This is a genomic window from Thermomonas sp. XSG, from assembly GCF_014678725.1.
Classification (GTDB): Bacteria; Pseudomonadota; Gammaproteobacteria; order Xanthomonadales; family Xanthomonadaceae; genus Thermomonas.
In genome coordinates this window covers 2,065,213-2,081,044 of the sequence record NZ_CP061497.1, presented here as the reverse complement: position 1 = coordinate 2,081,044, position 15,832 = coordinate 2,065,213, and the positions used below count along the sequence as shown (strand labels likewise).

The 15,832-nt window shown below is 69.7% G+C and carries 22 protein-coding genes and 1 pseudogene; 12 read left to right on the top strand and 11 right to left on the bottom strand.

Annotated elements, in window-relative coordinates:
* Positions 1–95: 95 nt before the first annotated feature.
* On the bottom strand, positions 96–974 hold the full coding sequence (locus ICG51_RS09805; protein WP_223809426.1) for a DMT family transporter: 879 nt from the start codon (positions 972–974) through the stop codon (positions 96–98).
* Between the two features lie 66 nt (positions 975–1,040).
* Here ICG51_RS09805 and ICG51_RS09800 point away from each other — a divergent pair, with 66 nt between their 5' ends.
* A complete protein-coding gene (locus ICG51_RS09800; RefSeq protein WP_190280191.1) occupies positions 1,041–1,523 on the top strand; it encodes a YajQ family cyclic di-GMP-binding protein in 483 nt (160 codons plus the stop codon).
* Between the two features lie 36 nt (positions 1,524–1,559).
* Positions 1,560–2,110: pseudogene (locus ICG51_RS09795) on the top strand (DUF1415 domain-containing protein); the annotation flags it as partial.
* A gap of 15 nt (positions 2,111–2,125) precedes the next feature.
* On the opposite strand, the gene ICG51_RS09790 reads toward ICG51_RS09795, so the two are convergent.
* The 4 genes from ICG51_RS09790 to ICG51_RS09775 form a co-directional block, all read right to left on the bottom strand.
* Positions 2,126–2,827, bottom strand: a complete 702-nt coding sequence (locus ICG51_RS09790; protein WP_190280189.1) for a 16S rRNA pseudouridine(516) synthase — start codon at positions 2,825–2,827, stop codon at positions 2,126–2,128.
* Complete coding sequence (locus ICG51_RS09785; protein WP_190280188.1) at positions 2,824–3,897, bottom strand: methyltransferase; 1,074 nt, start codon at positions 3,895–3,897, stop codon at positions 2,824–2,826. Before ICG51_RS09785 ends, ICG51_RS09790 begins: the two co-directional genes overlap by 4 nt.
* Before the next feature lie 127 nt (positions 3,898–4,024).
* Positions 4,025–4,462: a hypothetical protein gene (locus tag ICG51_RS09780; RefSeq protein WP_190280187.1), complete on the bottom strand. Its 438-nt coding sequence runs from the start codon at positions 4,460–4,462 to the stop codon at positions 4,025–4,027.
* Positions 4,459–5,025, bottom strand: a complete 567-nt coding sequence (locus ICG51_RS09775) for a sigma-70 family RNA polymerase sigma factor (protein ID WP_190280186.1) — start codon at positions 5,023–5,025, stop codon at positions 4,459–4,461. Before ICG51_RS09775 ends, ICG51_RS09780 begins: the two co-directional genes overlap by 4 nt.
* A gap of 131 nt (positions 5,026–5,156) precedes the next feature.
* Between ICG51_RS09775 and ICG51_RS09770 the strand changes: the two genes are divergently transcribed.
* The 3 genes from ICG51_RS09770 (at position 5,157) to ICG51_RS09760 (ending at position 6,433) form a co-directional block, all read left to right on the top strand.
* The gene (locus tag ICG51_RS09770; RefSeq protein WP_190280185.1) at positions 5,157–5,483 is read left to right on the top strand and encodes a hypothetical protein; all 327 of its coding nucleotides are present in this window, start codon (positions 5,157–5,159) and stop codon (positions 5,481–5,483) included.
* 45 nt (positions 5,484–5,528) lie between these two features.
* Positions 5,529–5,807: a DUF3297 family protein gene (locus ICG51_RS09765; RefSeq protein WP_190280184.1), complete on the top strand. Its 279-nt coding sequence runs from the start codon at positions 5,529–5,531 to the stop codon at positions 5,805–5,807.
* A 71-nt stretch (positions 5,808–5,878) separates the two neighbouring features.
* Entirely contained in the window at positions 5,879–6,433 is a 555-nt protein-coding gene (locus ICG51_RS09760) for a DUF3016 domain-containing protein (RefSeq protein ID WP_190280183.1), read from the top strand.
* A 49-nt stretch (positions 6,434–6,482) separates the two neighbouring features.
* Here the strand turns inward: ICG51_RS09760 and ICG51_RS09755 are convergent, their stop codons facing one another.
* Genes ICG51_RS09755 through ICG51_RS09740 form a run of 4 tightly spaced genes read right to left on the bottom strand, consistent with a single transcriptional unit; the run spans position 6,483 to position 9,137 of the window.
* Positions 6,483–7,751 (bottom strand): RNA polymerase sigma factor, encoded by a 1,269-nt coding sequence (locus ICG51_RS09755; RefSeq protein ID WP_190280182.1) that lies wholly within the window; start codon positions 7,749–7,751, stop codon positions 6,483–6,485.
* Positions 7,752–7,796: 45 nt separating this feature from the next.
* Positions 7,797–8,204 carry a VOC family protein gene (locus ICG51_RS09750; RefSeq protein ID WP_190280181.1) on the bottom strand — a complete coding sequence of 136 codons (408 nt, stop codon included), beginning with the start codon at positions 8,202–8,204 and terminating at the stop codon, positions 7,797–7,799.
* A gap of 34 nt (positions 8,205–8,238) precedes the next feature.
* Complete coding sequence (locus ICG51_RS09745; protein WP_190280180.1) at positions 8,239–8,685, bottom strand: VOC family protein; 447 nt, start codon at positions 8,683–8,685, stop codon at positions 8,239–8,241.
* Between the two features lie 32 nt (positions 8,686–8,717).
* Positions 8,718–9,137: a YciI family protein gene (locus ICG51_RS09740; protein WP_190280179.1), complete on the bottom strand. Its 420-nt coding sequence runs from the start codon at positions 9,135–9,137 to the stop codon at positions 8,718–8,720.
* A gap of 162 nt (positions 9,138–9,299) precedes the next feature.
* On the opposite strand from ICG51_RS09740, the gene ICG51_RS09735 reads away from it, so the two are divergent.
* The 6 genes from ICG51_RS09735 (at position 9,300) to ICG51_RS09710 (ending at position 13,808) form a co-directional block, all read left to right on the top strand.
* A complete protein-coding gene (locus ICG51_RS09735) occupies positions 9,300–9,677 on the top strand; it encodes a YciI family protein (protein ID WP_190280178.1) in 378 nt (125 codons plus the stop codon).
* A gap of 96 nt (positions 9,678–9,773) precedes the next feature.
* Positions 9,774–10,625 carry a DNA ligase gene (locus ICG51_RS09730; protein WP_190280177.1) on the top strand — a complete coding sequence of 284 codons (852 nt, stop codon included), beginning with the start codon at positions 9,774–9,776 and terminating at the stop codon, positions 10,623–10,625.
* Between the two features lie 123 nt (positions 10,626–10,748).
* Positions 10,749–11,996 carry a histidine kinase gene (locus ICG51_RS09725; protein WP_190280176.1) on the top strand — a complete coding sequence of 416 codons (1,248 nt, stop codon included), beginning with the start codon at positions 10,749–10,751 and terminating at the stop codon, positions 11,994–11,996.
* Positions 11,989–12,777, top strand: a complete 789-nt coding sequence (locus ICG51_RS09720; protein WP_190280175.1) for a LytTR family DNA-binding domain-containing protein — start codon at positions 11,989–11,991, stop codon at positions 12,775–12,777. The genes ICG51_RS09725 and ICG51_RS09720 overlap by 8 nt, the downstream gene beginning before the upstream one ends.
* 8 nt (positions 12,778–12,785) lie before the next feature.
* A complete protein-coding gene (locus tag ICG51_RS09715; RefSeq protein ID WP_190280174.1) occupies positions 12,786–13,163 on the top strand; it encodes a hypothetical protein in 378 nt (125 codons plus the stop codon).
* A gap of 45 nt (positions 13,164–13,208) precedes the next feature.
* Entirely contained in the window at positions 13,209–13,808 is a 600-nt protein-coding gene (locus tag ICG51_RS09710) for an ACP phosphodiesterase (protein WP_190280173.1), read from the top strand.
* A 25-nt stretch (positions 13,809–13,833) separates the two neighbouring features.
* On the opposite strand, the gene ICG51_RS09705 is transcribed toward ICG51_RS09710, so the two are convergent.
* Positions 13,834–14,172, bottom strand: coding sequence for a hypothetical protein (locus tag ICG51_RS09705; protein WP_190280172.1), 339 nt, complete (start codon positions 14,170–14,172; stop codon positions 13,834–13,836).
* A gap of 56 nt (positions 14,173–14,228) precedes the next feature.
* Complete coding sequence (locus ICG51_RS09700) at positions 14,229–14,426, bottom strand: hypothetical protein (protein ID WP_190280171.1); 198 nt, start codon at positions 14,424–14,426, stop codon at positions 14,229–14,231.
* A gap of 149 nt (positions 14,427–14,575) precedes the next feature.
* On the opposite strand from ICG51_RS09700, the gene ICG51_RS09695 reads away from it, so the two are divergent.
* On the top strand, positions 14,576–15,781 hold the full coding sequence (locus ICG51_RS09695; protein ID WP_190280170.1) for a serine hydrolase domain-containing protein: 1,206 nt from the start codon (positions 14,576–14,578) through the stop codon (positions 15,779–15,781).
* The last annotated feature ends 51 nt before the right edge of the window (positions 15,782–15,832 follow it).

Genomic DNA, 15,832 nt, shown 5'->3' with positions numbered 1-15,832 from the left:
CCACGTTTTACCCGGGCAATTTATTGGCGTGCCCAGTATTCACACCAAAAGCGTCACTGCATCCGCGAAAACCGCCAGTTTCACCCCCGGCGAAATCAGGGGTGCTCGGCCTCCACGTGCACCCGCTCGCGGCGCAACAGGTACAGCCCGCTGGCGATGATGATGCCCGCACCGGCCCAGGTGACGGCGTCCGGCAGCACACCCCAGAGCAGCAGGTCCAGGCCCACGCCCCAGACCAGCGCGGTGTATTCCAGCGGCGCGATCAACGACGCTTCGCCCACCCGGAACGCCTCGGTGATCGCGTACTGGCCCAGCGCGCCGGCCACGCCGATCGCGGCGACGATCCACAGGTGTTCGCCGCGCAGCGCAACCCAGCCCGGCGCCGCCAGCGCGCCCGCGCCCAGCGCCATCAACGCCAGCAGCCAGAAGGTGATCGCCTGGGTGCTGTCGGTACGCGCCAGCACCCGCACGGTGATCGCCGACACCGCATAGCCGAAGGCGGCCAGCAGCACCGCGCCACCGGCCAAGGTAAGCATGCCCTGCCCGGTCGGCCGCAGCACCACCAGCACGCCGAGCAGGCCGATGGCGATGGCGATCCAGCGCCGTGGCCCCACCCGCTCGCGCAGGAACGGCACCGACAGCGCAGTGATCAGCAGCGGGGCGACGAAGAAGATCGAATATGCGGTGGACAGCGGCAGCGTCTTCAGCGCGTAGACGAAGCTGGCCATCATCGCGATGCCCAGCAGGCCGCGCAGCAGATGCAGCGGCCAGCGCACCCGCAGCAGCGCGCGCGGGCCGGCGGTGGCCAGCGCCCAAGCCAGCACCAGCGGCAGCGAGGACAGGCCACGCAGTGCCGCCACCTGGAACGGCGGGTAGTGCGCAGCCAGCGTTTTCAGCCCCGCATCCATCAGCGAGAACAGCGCCACCGAGGCCAGCATCAGCCAGATGGCGCGGCGTGGGTGCGGGTCAGGCATCGTGGGGGACATCGGCATCCGCCCAGCATGCGGTAACCTGCCCGCCCCGTCACCGTGCCGAATGCCATGCCTTCCTTCGACATCGTCTCCATCGTTGACACCCACGAACTCACCAACGCGGTGGACCAGGCCAGCCGCGAGCTGACCACGCGCTTCGACTTCAAGGGCGTGGACGCCAAGTTCGCGCTCGACGACAACGTCATCAGCCAGTCCGCGCCCAGCGATTTCCAGCTGCAGCAGATGACCGACATCCTGCGCGCGCGACTCACCGCGCGGAAGATCGACGTGCGCTGTCTCGAGTTTGGCGACATCGAGACCAACCTGGCCGGCGCGCGCCAGAAGGTGACCGTGAAGCAGGGCATCGAGCGCGAGCTGGCCAAGAAGATCCAGGGTGCGCTCAAGGACGCCAAGCTGAAGGTCGATTCGCAGATCAACGGCGACAAGCTGCGCGTCACCGGCAAGAAGCGCGACGACCTGCAGGCGGCGATGGCGCTGCTGCGCGGGCAGGAATTCGAGCTGCCGCTGCAGTTCGACAATTTCCGCGACTGACCCGCTTGAGCGACGCCATGAGCCAGGACGCCGCATTCGACGCCGAAGCCATCGAAGCCGGCGTACGCCGCTGGCTGGAGCGCGCGGTGATCGGGTTGAACCTCTGCCCGTTCGCGAAGGCGGTGTATGCGAAGCAGCAGGTGCGGATCGTGGTCAGCGACGCCAGCACCGAGCGCGCCCTGCTGGAACAGCTGGGCGAGGAGCTGGCGTTGCTGCGCGACACCCCCGCCGAGGTCGTCGATACCACCCTGCTGGTGCATCCGCAGGCGCTGGCCGATTTTCTCGACTACAACGATTTCCTCGGCGATGCCGATGGACTGGTCGAGGCAATGGACCTGGACGGCGTGCTGCAGGTAGCCAGTTTCCACCCCGACTACCAGTTCGCCGACAGCACGCCGGATGATCCGGCCAACCTCACCAATCGCGCCCCGTGGCCGATCCTGCACCTGCTGCGCGAAGCCAGTATCGACCGCGCGGTGGCGGCCTATCCGGAGCCGGATGCGATCATCGACCGCAACATCGCGACGGCGCGGGAGCTGGGGTTCGAGGGGTTCCGCGCGCTGCTCTCAGACAAAGCACCCCACTGACGGCGAAGCCGCGGATCAGATCGCGAACAGCTGTGCGCGGTCACCCTCACCCAGCATCCGCCATTCGCCCACCGGCAGCTCGTCCAGCGCCAGCCCGCCGACGCGTTCGCGATGCAGCACGGCGACATGGTTGCCGACCGCAGCGAACATCCGCCGCACCTGGTGGTAGCGGCCCTCGTGCAGGGTGAGCCGGGCGCTGCGCGGCCCCAGCACTTCCAGTTCAGCCGGCAGCAGCGGGGTCTGCTCGCCTTCCAGCATCAGCGTTCCGCTGGCGAAGACCGCCGCCTCGTCGCCGCGCAGATCCTCCGCCAGCGTCGCCAGGTACACCTTCGGCAGCTTCGACTTTGGCGCGATGATCCGGTGCAGCAGCTGACCATCATCGGTCAGCAGCAGCAGGCCGGAGGTGTCGCGATCGAGCCGGCCCACCGTGGACAGCGCCGGACTGCGCAAGCGGTAGCGCGGTGGCAGCAGGTCGTACACCACCCGCCCCCGGTCCTTGGTCGAGCAGGTGAAATCCACAGGCTTGTGCAGGATCAGCAGCAGGCCGGGCGGCGGATCCAGTGGCTCGCCGTCGACGCGCACGTCGTCGTGGTCCAGCGGATCGTCCGCATACAGCACCTCGCCGGCGGCGTTGGTGATGCGGCCCTCGCGGAACATCCACTGCACGGCCTTGCGACTGCCGTAACCGAGGTTGGCGATGTGCTTGACCAGCTTCATGCCTTCACCGCATGCACGATCTTGAAGCCGCCGTTCTGGGCAACGCTGCGCACCTGTGCGAAGCCCGTGCCCAGCGCGTCCTCGTAGGGAAGATGGCGGTTGGCCACCAGCCATAGGCTGCCGCCCGGCGCCAGCGCAGCCGCGGCCGCGGCAATGAAGGCGCGGCCGATGTCGGGCCGGTCGCCGCGCCCCAGTGCGTGGAACGGCGGATTGCAGACGATGGCGTCGAAACGGCCGGGCACGCCCGCTTCGACATCGTGCCAGTGGAATGCCACCGGAACATCCGGTCCGGAGGCCGGGGCATCGGCCAAGTTGCGCCGCGCCAGCGCCAGCGCGCGCGCGTCGGCCTCGAACAGGTCGAGCGAGGCGATGCGCGGGCAGCGCGTCAGCACCTGCATCGACAGATAGCCCCAGCCGGCACCGAAGTCGGCCACGCGGCCTCGCAGGTCATCCGGCAGCACGGCGGCCAGCATCGCAGAAGCGGCGTCCACGCGGTCCCACGCGAATACGCCGGGCCGGCTCAGGAAGCCTGCGCCGGGCACATCCTGCGCGGAGACCCGGCGCGGGGCATCCAGCTGCCGCCACTGCGACAGCAGCGTCTTGTCGCAGGCCGTGTCCGGCTGGGTCCAAAACGTGCGGCAATGGTATTTGCTGAGCGAGCTGACGCTGCCGCGGGCCAGCTGTTTCAGATCAGCCTCGCGCGATTTCGCGCCCTCGTCGTTGGCCACCGACGCCACCACCCTGCCGCCCGGTGCGACCGCCGCGCAGGCCTTCGCCAGCAGCGTGCGTGCTTCTTCGCGCTGGCGTGGCGGCAGCACCAGCACCAGCGGGTATGTCGCCTCCGGCAAGGCGTCCTCGTCCAGCAGGTCGATGCCGAGGCGCTGCAGGCGCGCGGCCTCCGGCCGGAAAGGCTGCGTCGCGGCCAGCCCGGGCAGGCGCGCCGCGTGCAGCGCCGCGCCTCCGCGGGCACGCAGGAACAGCACGCTGCCGGCTTCCGGCCATTGCAGCAGGCCATCGGCAAAAGGGTGCAGCAGGGCTTCGAGGGGGTTGTCGCGCTGGCTGGATGACATGCGCAAAGTCTACCTCGCAGGCGTCCCGGACCCGACCGGACGATCAACGTGATGGCTGCGTGCCGGCGCCTGCGTGGCAGGCGCGATCAAAGGCAAACGCGATCCGGCAACGGTCGGCGCAACGGGATCATCCGGCCGCCGATGCCCGCCGTCGCAGCCCACCCATCCCCCAGTTGGCCAGCAGGCACAGCGCCGCCGCTGCGCACCAGCCCAGCGCATCGCGGCCGCCGGGCAGCACCAGCGCCAGATCCGCGGCCCAACCTCGGCCGTACCAAGCCACCACGCCCGCCGCCGACAGGGCAAACACGACGCCCAGCCCGCGCAGCAGGCGCTGCTCCAGCAGCGTGGAGGCCTCGCGACGGGCGCGCGCCAGGGCCGCCACCTGCGCGGCAAAGTCAGGCGGCAGCGCCACCGGCGGAGCGCCACGCAAGGCGCGGGCGATGCGCAGGTCGCCAGCGTCGGCGTCGGGTTCGCCACGGCGGGCACGCTCCTGTGCCTGCCAGCGGCGGGCATCGATGCCGGCGGCGTGCTCGTCGTGTTCGCGATCGTGGTCTTGGATGCTCATGCGGCGACTCCAATGCGCGGGGCAAGCAGCTCGCGCAATCTGTTGCGGCTGCGGAACAGGTGGCTCTTGATCGTGCCGTCGGCCAAGCCGGTGATGGCGGCGATCTCGCCGATCGGCAGCTCTTCCAGGTGGTACAGGGTCAGGATCATGCGCTGCAATGGCGGTAGGCGCTCGATGGCGGCGTGCAGTTCGCGCTCGGCCTCGGCGCCGGCATGCGCGGCGGCGAGGTCGAAGCCGTCGCCCACGTTGTCGAGCAGCGACACACCGTCCTCGTCGCCCGCCGGCTCCGCCAGCGGGATGCGCTTGCGCTCCAGGTGCCGCTTCGCCACCGAATAGGCCACCTGCCCGATCCACGATTTCAGCGGGCTGTCGAAACGGTACTGGTGCAGGTAGCGGTGCACGCGCAGGAACGCGTCCTGGCACAGCTCGCGGGTGTCCTCCGGGTGCCGCACCATGCGCTGGATCACGTGCCAGCACAGGCCCTGGTAGTCGCGCACGAGCTGCTCGAACGCGCCGGGGCGGTTTTCGAGCACGGCTTCGACAAGGGCGCGATCGGCATCCATCCCACATGGGATACGGGCAGGGGCGCACCGGTTGCAAGTCTTTTGCGACGAAACGACTGCAACCGCCGATGGCCCCGCCGTATCCCTTTGCCCGAGCGGTGCATCACGCACCTTCCACCAAGGACACCTCCATGAACTTCGAATTGCTGATCCCGATTTCCCTGTTCGTCTGCATCGCCTATTCCATCAAGGCGGTGGTCGATGCCCGCGTGCGCAAGCAGCTGGTCGCCAGCAACGGCGACCCCTCGCTGGTGCGCAGCATCCTGGAAGGCGACGAGACCGCGCGCCGGCTGTCCTCGCTGCGCTGGGGCATCACCCTGGTGGCGCTGGCCCTCGGCTTCGGCATCGTCGAAGCACGCGGCTGGGAGGACATCACCCCCGGCGTGATCGCGGTGCTGGTGGGCGCGCTGGGGCTGGGCAACCTCGCCTTCTTCGCGGTATCGCGCAGGCTGCGCTGAGCGCGCTCCGGTATGCTGTCGGCCCCTCAAGGCCGACCGCACGCCATGACCGACAACGCACTCGACACCCCGCCCGACCGCCTTTCCAACGATCCGCGCAGCCCGTTCTACCGGGCCGAGCTGCTGGAGCGCGGCATTGGCATCCGCTTCAATGGCGTGGAGCGCAACAACGTCGAGGAATACTGCATCAGCGAGGGCTGGGTGCGGGTGCAGGCGGGACGCGCGCTCGATCGCCGCGGCATGCCGATGACCATGAAGGTCAAGGGCAGCGTGGAGGCGTGGTTCCTGGATACCGCCGGGGAAGCCGGAACGCCGGCTGACTGAACCGCCCGGCCGGCCTCCCGCGCGCACGGCACCGGGCGCACACTGCTGGCAGACCCAAGCGGAGAACGTCCATGCACGCCAGACTCACCGCCCTCGCCCTGACCCTCGCCCTGGCCGGCTGCGCGTCCACCGGCGAGAACATGCTCGCTTCCGACGCGCCGCGCGCCCTTCCGGACGCCGGCCCGGTCGCCGTGAGCTGGGCCGACCCCGCCACGTTCACCGAGCTGCGCCGCAGCCTCAACCGCTACGACAGCCAGCGCGGCAGCTGGCTGACCGACCTGGCCAAGCACATGCGCAAGCGCGCCGAAGCGCAGCTGCCGGCCGGCGAACGCCTGCAGCTCACCATCGTCGACGTGGACCGCGCCGGTGACTACGAGCCATGGCGCAGCCTGAACCAGCAGGACGTGCGGATCATCCGCGACATCTATCCGCCGCGCATGACCGTGCAGTACAAGCGCTTCGACGCCAACGGCCAGCTGGTAGCGGAAGGCGAGCGCAAGATCACCGACCCCGCGTTCCTGGTGAACGCCGCGCCGTTCAACGACACCGACCCGCTTCGCTACGAAAAGCGCATGATCGACAGCTGGCTGCGCCGCGAACTCCGCGACCCGGTCGCCAACCGCTGACCGACGTCAGCCGGTACACACGAAGCCGCCTGCGGGCGGCTTCGTCGTTTCAGGCGGAAGCGCAGGCGGCCGCGCGCGCCAGCAGGGCCTCGCGCTCGCGCGCATTCCCGGTCAGCGCCGCTGCGCGGGCGAATTCGTCACGTGCCTCGTCCCGCCTGCCCAGCTGCTCCAGCAGGTCGCCGCGCACCGCCGGCAAAGGTGCGTAGCCGCTCAACTTGGCGTCGGCAGCCAGTGCATCCACGATCGGCAGCGCCGCCGCGGCGCCCTGCGCCCTGCCCACCGCCACCGCGCGGTTGAGCTCGATCACCGGCGAAGGCGCGACATGCATCAGCCGTGCATACAGCGCCGCGATCCCGGCCCAGTCGGTGTCCTCGAAGCGCGGTGCCCGTGCATGGCAGGCCGCCAGCGCCGCCTGCAGTACGTAGCGGCCGTCGTCGCCACCCAATTGGCGCGCATGCGCCAATGCCTGCAGCCCGCGCTGGATCTGCAGCCGGTCCCAGCGCGCACGATGCTGTTCGGCCAGCAGCACCGGCGAGCCGTCGACCCGCGTCCGCGCGGAAATGCGCGAGGCCTGCAGCTCCATCAGTGCGAGCAGGCCGAACACCTCGGGTTCGCGCGGCAGCAGGCCGGCCAGCACCCGCCCCAGCCGCAGCGCCTCCTCGCACAGGGCCGGCCGCATCCAGTCCTCGCCGCTGGTCGCGGCGTAGCCCTCGTTGAAGACCAGGTACAGGACTTCCAGCACCGCCTCCAGCCGTTCCGGCAACTCCGTCCTGCGCGGCACCTCGAACGGCACCTGCGCCGAGGCCAGCGCGCGCTTGGCACGGACGATGCGCTGCGCCACCGTCGCTTCCTGCTGCAGGAAGGCGCGCGCGATCTCCGGCGTCGACAGGCCGCCCAGCAGGCGAAGGGTCAGCGCCACCCGCGAATCCATCGGCAGGACCGGGTGGCAGCTGGCGAAGACCAGCCGCAGCAGGTCGTCGCCGATATCGTCGTCCGCGAAGCGCTGGGCGTCGTCGCCCTGCATGTCGGCTCCGTGCAGCGTCAGTTCGATGCCGAATTCATCCTGCTTGCGCGCGTGCAGCTGGCGCTGGCGGACGTGGTCGATGCCGCGGTGCCTGGCCGCGGTCATCAGCCAGGCGGCCGGGTTGTCCGGCACGCCCTCGCGCGGCCAGCGCTCCAGCGCGGCGAGGAGTACGTCCTGCGCCAGTTCCTCGGCAGTGTCGATGTTGCCGGTGATGCGTGCCAGCCGCGCCAGCAGCTTTGGCGATTCCATCCGCCACAGGGCATCGAGGCGGCGATGGAGGTCATCGGCTTTCATCCCGCCGATGACACCATCGCCAGCCCCCGCCATGCAAGCACCCGCTCACTGGGCCGGCATCTGCGACATGTCCATATGGAACACGCCCCACTGGTGGCCGTCGAGGTCGACGAAGGCCCATGAGTACATGAAGCCGAGGTCCTCCGGCTCGTGGCCTTCCGTGGCGCCGGCGGCGATCGCCTTGCGCACCAGCGCGTCGACCTGCTCCCGGCTGTCCAGCGACAGCGAGAACAGCGCCTCGGTGGCCTTGCGCGGGTCGGTGATCGGCACCTTGGACAGGGTGGAAAAGAACGACTCGGCCACCAGCATCACGCTGGTGTTGTCGTTGATGACCAGCGCGGCGCCGTTTTCGCTGGTGAAGTCGGGGTTGAACGAGAACCCGAGCGCCTCGAAGAAATCGACGCTGCGGTCCAGGTCCTTCACCGGCAGGGTGACATAGAGATTGCGCGGCATGGTGGTCCTTTCCTGTTGGTGGCGGGAGGTGCGGTCAGCCCTGCGCGGGCTTCCAGTCGGCGGCGGGGACGACATTGATCATCCAGGGCACGCCGAACCTGTCGATGAGCGAACCGAAGCCGGGCGACCAGAACGTCTCGCCGAACGCCATCACCGTGCGGCCGCCCGCCGACAGGCGCTCGAACCAGCGCCGGGCCTCCTTCGCATCTTCGGTGTGCAGGGTGACGTCGAAGCCGTTCCTGGGCTTGTCCACGTTGGGCGCCCAGGCGGTATCCATGTCGGCGCCCATCAACGCCTGGTCGCCGACTTCCAGCCAGCAGTGCATCAGCCAGACTTTGTACTTCTCGTCGGTGATCGGCATGCCAGGCGGCGCATCGGCATACGGCACGGCGGCGGTGATCCTGCCACCCAGCACGTCTGCGTAGAACTCGAACGCCTCGCGGCACTGGCCCTGGAAGCTGAGGCTGGTGACGATTTTCATGTGCTGCCCTCCTGTGGATCGATCGGTTGCCATCAGTGCCCGAGACGCTCGCGCAGGCGGTCTTCCTGCGCACGCAGCTCGGGGGTGAATTCAGCGCCGAAGTCCTCGGCCTCGAAGATCGGGCGGATCTCCAGTTCGGACGGGCCGGGCATCGGGTTGGGGCAGCGCTTGGCCCATTCGATCGCCTCGTCCAGCGAACGCACCTGCCACAGCCAGAAACCGGCCACCAGCTCGCGGGTCTCGGCGAAGGGCCCGTCGATCACCCGCCGCTGCGGACCATCGAAAGCAACGCGCACGCCCCGCGAACTGGGATGCAGGCCTTCGCCAGCCAGCATCACGCCGGCGTTCACCAGCTCTTCGTTGAACCTGCCCATCGCCTCCAGCAGTTCCGTGTCCGGCATCGCGCCCGCTTCGGAATCGGCCGTGGCCTTCACCATCACCATCACCTTCATGTCGGTCTCCGCACGGGTGGAATTTCCCGCTTGCATGCAACACGACGGATGGCAGGAAATGGAATCGACACGCTGCGTGAAAAAAAAATCGCCGCCGCATTCAGTTTGTGCGCCGACACCGGGCCCGGCATCATCGTCCGCTCTCCCGTCGCGGATCGCCCGATGCAGTACCTGACCCTGATCCACATCGATCCGGCGTTGCTGGCCGAACTGCCGCAGGACGAGTACGACCGGCTGATGCGCGGCTGCTTCGAGAAGGCCGATGCCCTGCGCGACGCCGGCCATCTGCATGGCTCGCAGCAGCTGCTGGAACCGGACACCGCGCGCACCCTGCGCGTGCGCGACGGCCTGGCGCGGATCACCGATGGCCCGTTCGCCGAGACCCGCGAATTCCTGGCCGGCTTCAACCTGATCGAAGCCGGTTCGATGGACGAGGCCATGGAGATCGCCCGCCAGTTCCCGTGGGCGCGCTTCGGCAGCATCGAGGTCCGCCCCGTGCGCGACATGCAGGCGGTGCGCGAGCACGTCGGCGCCGCCTGAGCCGCGGCAATCCCTGACCACGATCCGCGACGCGCGCCGACGGCGCAGGCATGCTGCGCCGCCGATGCTGGCCACACTCCCGCACCGAGTGCCGCCATGGAACCGCGCACCGCCCTGCTCGCCCTGCTGCTGTCCGCCGCCCTGCTGTCGCCGGCACCCACGTGGGCGGCGCCGGACCTGCCGGCACCGATGCTGGCAACCCGCTTCCACGATATCGGCGACGTCGGCGCCTGGCTGGTCAGCGAGAAACTCGATGGGGTGCGTGCCCGCTGGGACGGTCACCAACTGCTGACCCGCAATGGCGACCGCATCGACGCACCCGGCTGGTTCACCGCCGGCTGGCCGGCGCAGGCCATCGAGGGCGAGTTGTGGATCGCGCGCGGGCGGTTCCAGCAGGTCAGCGATCTGGTACGCGCACTGCGACCGGACGAGTCAGGCTGGCGGCAGGTGCGCTTCATGGCTTTCGACCTGCCCGGCGACCCCGGCCCGTTCGCGCAGCGGGCGCAACGACTGCGGTCACTGGTGGGGCAGGTGAACGCGCCGCGGCTGCAGGCCATCGCGCAGGCACGCGTGGCCGGCCGTGCGGCGCTCGACGCCAGGCTGCGCACGGTGATGGCCGCCGGCGGCGAAGGGTTGATGTTGCAACGCGCGGACGCCCGCTACGTGGGCGGACGCAGCGACAGCCTGCTGAAATACAAGCCCGCCGCGGATGCCGAGGCGAGGGTCATCGGCTATCGTCCCGGCCAGGGCAAATACGCCGGGCAGGTCGGCGCGCTGCTGGTGGAAGACGCACATGGGCGCCGCTTCGCGCTGGGAAGCGGCCTGTCCGACGCCGAGCGCCGGCAGCCGCCGCGTCCCGGCACCTTGGTCACCTATCGCTACAACGGCCTGACCGCGAAGGGTACGCCCCGCTTCGCCCGCTACCTGCGGGTACGCACGCGCAACTGACCGCGGCGCTCGCGGCGGACCGCGCCGGCTTCGTCGCCGCCAGGGCGGCTTCGTCGCAGGCCTTCTTCCATCGCCGCGGCACGCGGCTATCCTCGCGGCAACTTCCCGCACGCGCCACCATCCATGTTCAAGCGCCTGTTCTTCATCATCCGCATCGGCTGCGCCTGGGGGCTGGCGATCATGCTGGTGGTGGCGCTGTATTCCAGCCTGCCCCTGATCGGCCAGTTCGAGGCCCCCGCGATCCTGTTCTCGTTCGGCACCATCGGGCTGGTGATCGCCGGCGCGTTCTCGCACCTCCACCGCGTCCGCCTGGTCGCCGGGCGGGTGGACGACGAGACGCTGGACAACCGCCAGAAGCGCGTCATCGAGATCCCGCTGGAAGCCGGCGAAGCCTTCGACGTCGTCGAAGCCGCGATCCGCGGGCTGCCCGGCGCCGAGGGCGTGCAGGCTGCGCGCGACAGCCTGCAGGTGCGCGCCAAGATCGCCCGGCCGCACCTGTACGGCGAGCCGCCGCTGCGGCGCTGGAACCCGCTGCTGTGGTTCGCGCCCGATCACAACCAGCTGCAGGCCACGGTCACACCGGCCGGCGACAGCGGCCGGGTCACCCTGATCTGCGAGCCGGAAAGCCCGGCCTGGAGCGACTGGTTCCTGGTCGACGACGGCACCAACTTCGAGAACGCCGAGGCCGTGGCACGCGCCATCACCCGCCGCATCGGCGACCGCCGCCGCAGCGAGCAGGCCAGCGCCGCGCAGACCGCCACCGAGAAAGAACTCACCGAGGCCAAACTGCACCTGCTGCACGCGCAGGTCGAGCCGCACTTCCTCTACAACACGCTGGCCAGCGCGCAGCTGCTCACCCGCAGCGACCCGGCCCGCGCCGAGGCGATGCTGGGCCACCTGATCCAGTACCTGCGCCGCTCGCTGCCCAACGCCGAGGACGACATGTCCACGCTGGGCATGGAGCTGGAACGCGCGCTGGCCTACCTGGAGATCCTGAAGATCCGCATGGGCGACCGCCTCGGCATGCAGGTGGACGTGCCGCAGGCGCTGCGCGCCACTCCGCTGCCGGCGATGATGCTGCAGACGCTGGTGGAGAACGCGATCAAGCACGGCCTGGAGCCGCGCACCGGCGGCGGCACCGTGTGGATCCGCGCCCGCCGCGACGACGACGGCAAGATCGCGGTGACCGTGGCCGACGACGGCGAGGGCTTCAACACCCAGACCAGCGGCACCGGCATCGGCCTGAAGAACGTGCGCGAGCGGTTGCGCCTGCGCTACGCCGGCGAGGCCAACCTGTCGGTCATCGCCAACTTCCCCAGCGGCGTCGCCGCCACCATCACGGTGCCGTCCAACGGAGCCCGCCATGACTGAGACTGCACCCGTCCGCACGTGGACCTGCGTCGTCGCGGAGGACGAAGCCCTGCTGCGGCAGGCGCTGGTGGCCGAACTCCAGCGCGCCTGGCCCGGCCTGCAGGTGTTGGCCGAATGCGAGGACGGCGCCAGCGCGGTGGAGGCGCTGGCCGAGCACCAGCCCGACGTCGCCTTCCTCGATATCCGCATGCCCGGCCTGACCGGCCTCGAGGTGGCACGCATCGCCACCGAGGCCAGCCCGCGCACCCACATCGTGTTCGTCACCGCTTACGACCAGTACGCCATCGACGCCTTCGAGCAGGGCGCCGTCGACTACCTGCTCAAGCCGGTCAAGCCCGAGCGCCTGGCCGCCACCCTGGAACGTCTACAGGCGCGCGAGGCGCAGCCGGATGCCGCTGCGCTGGCGGCGCTGCTGGACAAGTTGGGCGCATTGCCGAAAGCCGCCGGCGCGGTGGAGCCGCTGACCTGGCTGACCGCCAGCGCTGGGCGCGAGACCCGGCTGGTGCTGGTGGACGACGTTCTGTATTTCCGCGCCGACCAGAAATACACCACCGTGGTCACCGCCGAGGGCGAGGCGCTGCTGCGCAGCTCGCTGCGCGAACTGCTGCCACGGCTCGACGGCAACACGTTCAAGCAGATCCACCGCGGGACCATCGTCAACCTGAAGGCCATCGCCGGGATCGTCCGCGACGACAGCGGGCGCGGCACGGTGCGGCTGCGGCACCGCCCGGAGACGCTGGTGGTCAGCCAGCCGTTCATGGCCCTGTTCAAGCACATGTGAGGCCCACCATGTTCAACCTCGGCTTGACCAAACTCGTTGCGCTGCTGCAGTTCCTGCTGGCCTTGGCCGGCTGCTCGCCGGGCGGCACCACCTGGACCAGCCGGGTGGACGAAGGCCGCATGGCGCTGCACAGCAAGGCCAGCGTGCAGGACGGCGTGGCGCGGTTCGAATGCGTCCGCAGCAGCAGCGGCGCCTGTCATTACACCCTGTACCCGGACGCCTGCGACGGTAAAGCGGCCTGCCAGCTGGCGCCGCTGCAGCGCTTCAGCGTCGCCAGCGGCGACAGCCGCCAGCTGACCGGGATGGTGGGGTTCCGCCCCTGCGTGCGTCTGGACGATGCGCTGCCCGGCGCAGATTGCCACCCGCGCGCCACCGGCACCCACTGAGGCGCTCCACCCGACCATTACCCTTCGCGCCATTACCATCGGCGCATGAACTATCTCGCCCACGCCTGGCTGGCGCGGCATTCGGACGACGCCATCCTGGGCGCCCTGCTCGGGGACTTCGTGTTCGGCCAAAGCGGGCTTGCGGACTGGCCCGAACCGGTGCGAAGCGAAATCGTGCGCCACCGCCGCATCGACCGCTACACCGACGACCACGCTGCGGTCACCGCCATGCGCGCCCGCTTCGGGCCGCTGCGCCGTTACGCCGGCATCGTGCTGGACGTGTATTTCGACCACTGCCTGGCACAGGGCTGGGATCGCTGGAACGCCGCGCCGCTGGCTGCGTTCACGGCGCGCATCTATCGCATCCTGGAGGAGCGCCGGGACCGTTTGCCGGCGCGGCTGGCAGCCATCGCGCCGCGCATGGCCGCGCACGACTGGCTGGGATCCTACGCGCGGCGCGCAAGCGTGGATGCCGCGGTGCGGGGAATCTCCACCCGGCTCTCGCGCAACGGCGACCGGCTGCTGGCCTGCCTGGAGATATTGCACGCCGACGAGGAGGAGGCGCGGGCGACGTTCGAGACGTTCTTCCCGCAGCTGATGGTGGCCGCGGAGCGGATGCGCGACGTGTCCACCGCTTCCGCCTGAGGCGGCGGCGGGCACGGCGCGCTGTTCAATCTTCCAGTACCAGCGTCAGCGGCTTGCCGTGGCGCAGCACCTTGAACGTCAGCGGCTGATCCTGCTTCAGATCCTTCCAGAAGGCCTGGACCTCGCGGGCCTTGCGTCCCGGCACCGCCTGGGCGTTGATCTGCACGATTTCGTCGCCCTGCTGCAACTTGCAGTCGACGCCCGGCTTGACCGACCGCATCGACCGCACCGTCAGCTTGTCCAGGGTGGGATTGAGGAAAAAGCCGCTAGTGACGGGTTGGATGTCCAGCTTGCAGTTCCCTGCCTGGCCGGCCAGCGGCAGGGCAAGGAGGACCAGCAGGGCAGCGGCGATCGGATGCTTCATCGGCAGGGATCCAGCGGTAGCGATGGCAGTGGACGATACGCGAAGAACGCGCCGGTTCAGCGGCAGCGGAACAGGGTGGGCTGGCTGGCCACGTAGCTGCGGTTGCGGACATAGCCGCTGCTGCGGCCGTAGCCGATGCCGAACTCGCGTTCGCCGCGGTTGCGCGGCTGGAACTCGCCATCGTTGGCGCTGCGTTCAGCCTTGCGGCGCTCGACGAAAGCGGGACTGCGGGGGATGCGGGTGGTGGTGAACATGACGGCCTCCTGAACTGGTGTGCTGGTAATGTAATACACCAAACCATCATTACACATGGGCAGGAAGTCATGCCTCCCCGCCCGGATGGGATTGGTTCAGCTAACCTGCAGGGCGCGCCGGCAGCCCGCCGGCACCTTCCGGAGCCCGCATGCCCCCGATCCGCCGACTGGCCGCGCTTTCCCTGCTGCTTGCCGCCTCCTGCGCCGGCGCCAGCGAACCGGTGGGGCGGGTCCGCGTCGCCTTCGACCGCGCGGGTGAAACCGCAGTCCGGGCCGAGGGCCTGGCCGACGTGGCCGCGGGCCGCGCCCTCACCGCCGACGACCCGGCGCGGGTCGCCTCGGTGAGCAAGCTGGTGACCACCATCGGCGTGCTGCGGCTGGTCGAGGCCGGCAAGCTGGACCTGGATGCGGATGTTTCCACCGCGCTGGGTTTCCCGCTGCGCAACCCGGCCTTCCCGGACGTGCCGATCACCCTGCGCATGCTGCTTTCGCACACCTCCAGCCTGACCGACGCCGCCGGCTACTGGAACGTGCCGCTGGGCCAGGACATCGGCATCATTACCGGCAACCCGCAGGCTTGGGATACGCAGCACGCACCGGGCACGTTCTTCCGCTACACCAATCTCAACTTCCCGCTGGTCGCGCAGGCAATGGAACGCGTCACTGGCGAGCGCTTCGACCGGCTGATGCGACGGCTGGTGCTTTTCCCGCTGGGGATCGACGCGGGCTTCAACTGGTCCGGCAGCAGCGAAGCCGCGATGGCCCGCGCAGTGGTGCTGTACGACGACAAGCGCCAGCCGCAGAAGGATGACCTGCACGGCCGGCGCCCGGCCTGCCTGGTGATCGCGGCGACCGATGGCAGCTGCGATCTGTCGCGGTGGCAACCCGGCCGGAACGGCACGCTGTTCTCGCCCCAGGGCGGGCTGCGCATCTCCGCACGCGGACTGGCCCGGATCGGCCGGATGCTGCTCAATGATGGCGAGCTGGACGGCGTGCGCCTGCTGGGGCCAGCCTCGGTGGCGCTGCTGGACACGCCGGTGTGGCGCTATGACGGCAGCAATGGCGTGATCGGCGAGGAGGACGAACCCAACCGCGGCGGCTTCTTCTGCGCGTATGGCCTGGCCACGCAACAGCTGGCGCAGGGCGATGGCAAGCGCTGCCGCGACGACCTGTTCGGCGACGGCCGCCCGCGCATCGGCCACAGCGGCAATGCCTACGGCCTGTTGTCGGGACTGTGGATCGACCGCGCAGCCGGCACCGGCGTCGCCTATTTCGCCACCGGCGTGGCGAATGATTCCAGCGGCGCCCGCTCCAATTTCAGCGCCATCGAGGAACAGGGCGCGAGCGACAGGTAAGCGCACGCACTGCGGGAAGCACGAATTGCAGGGACACTGTAGGACCGCACC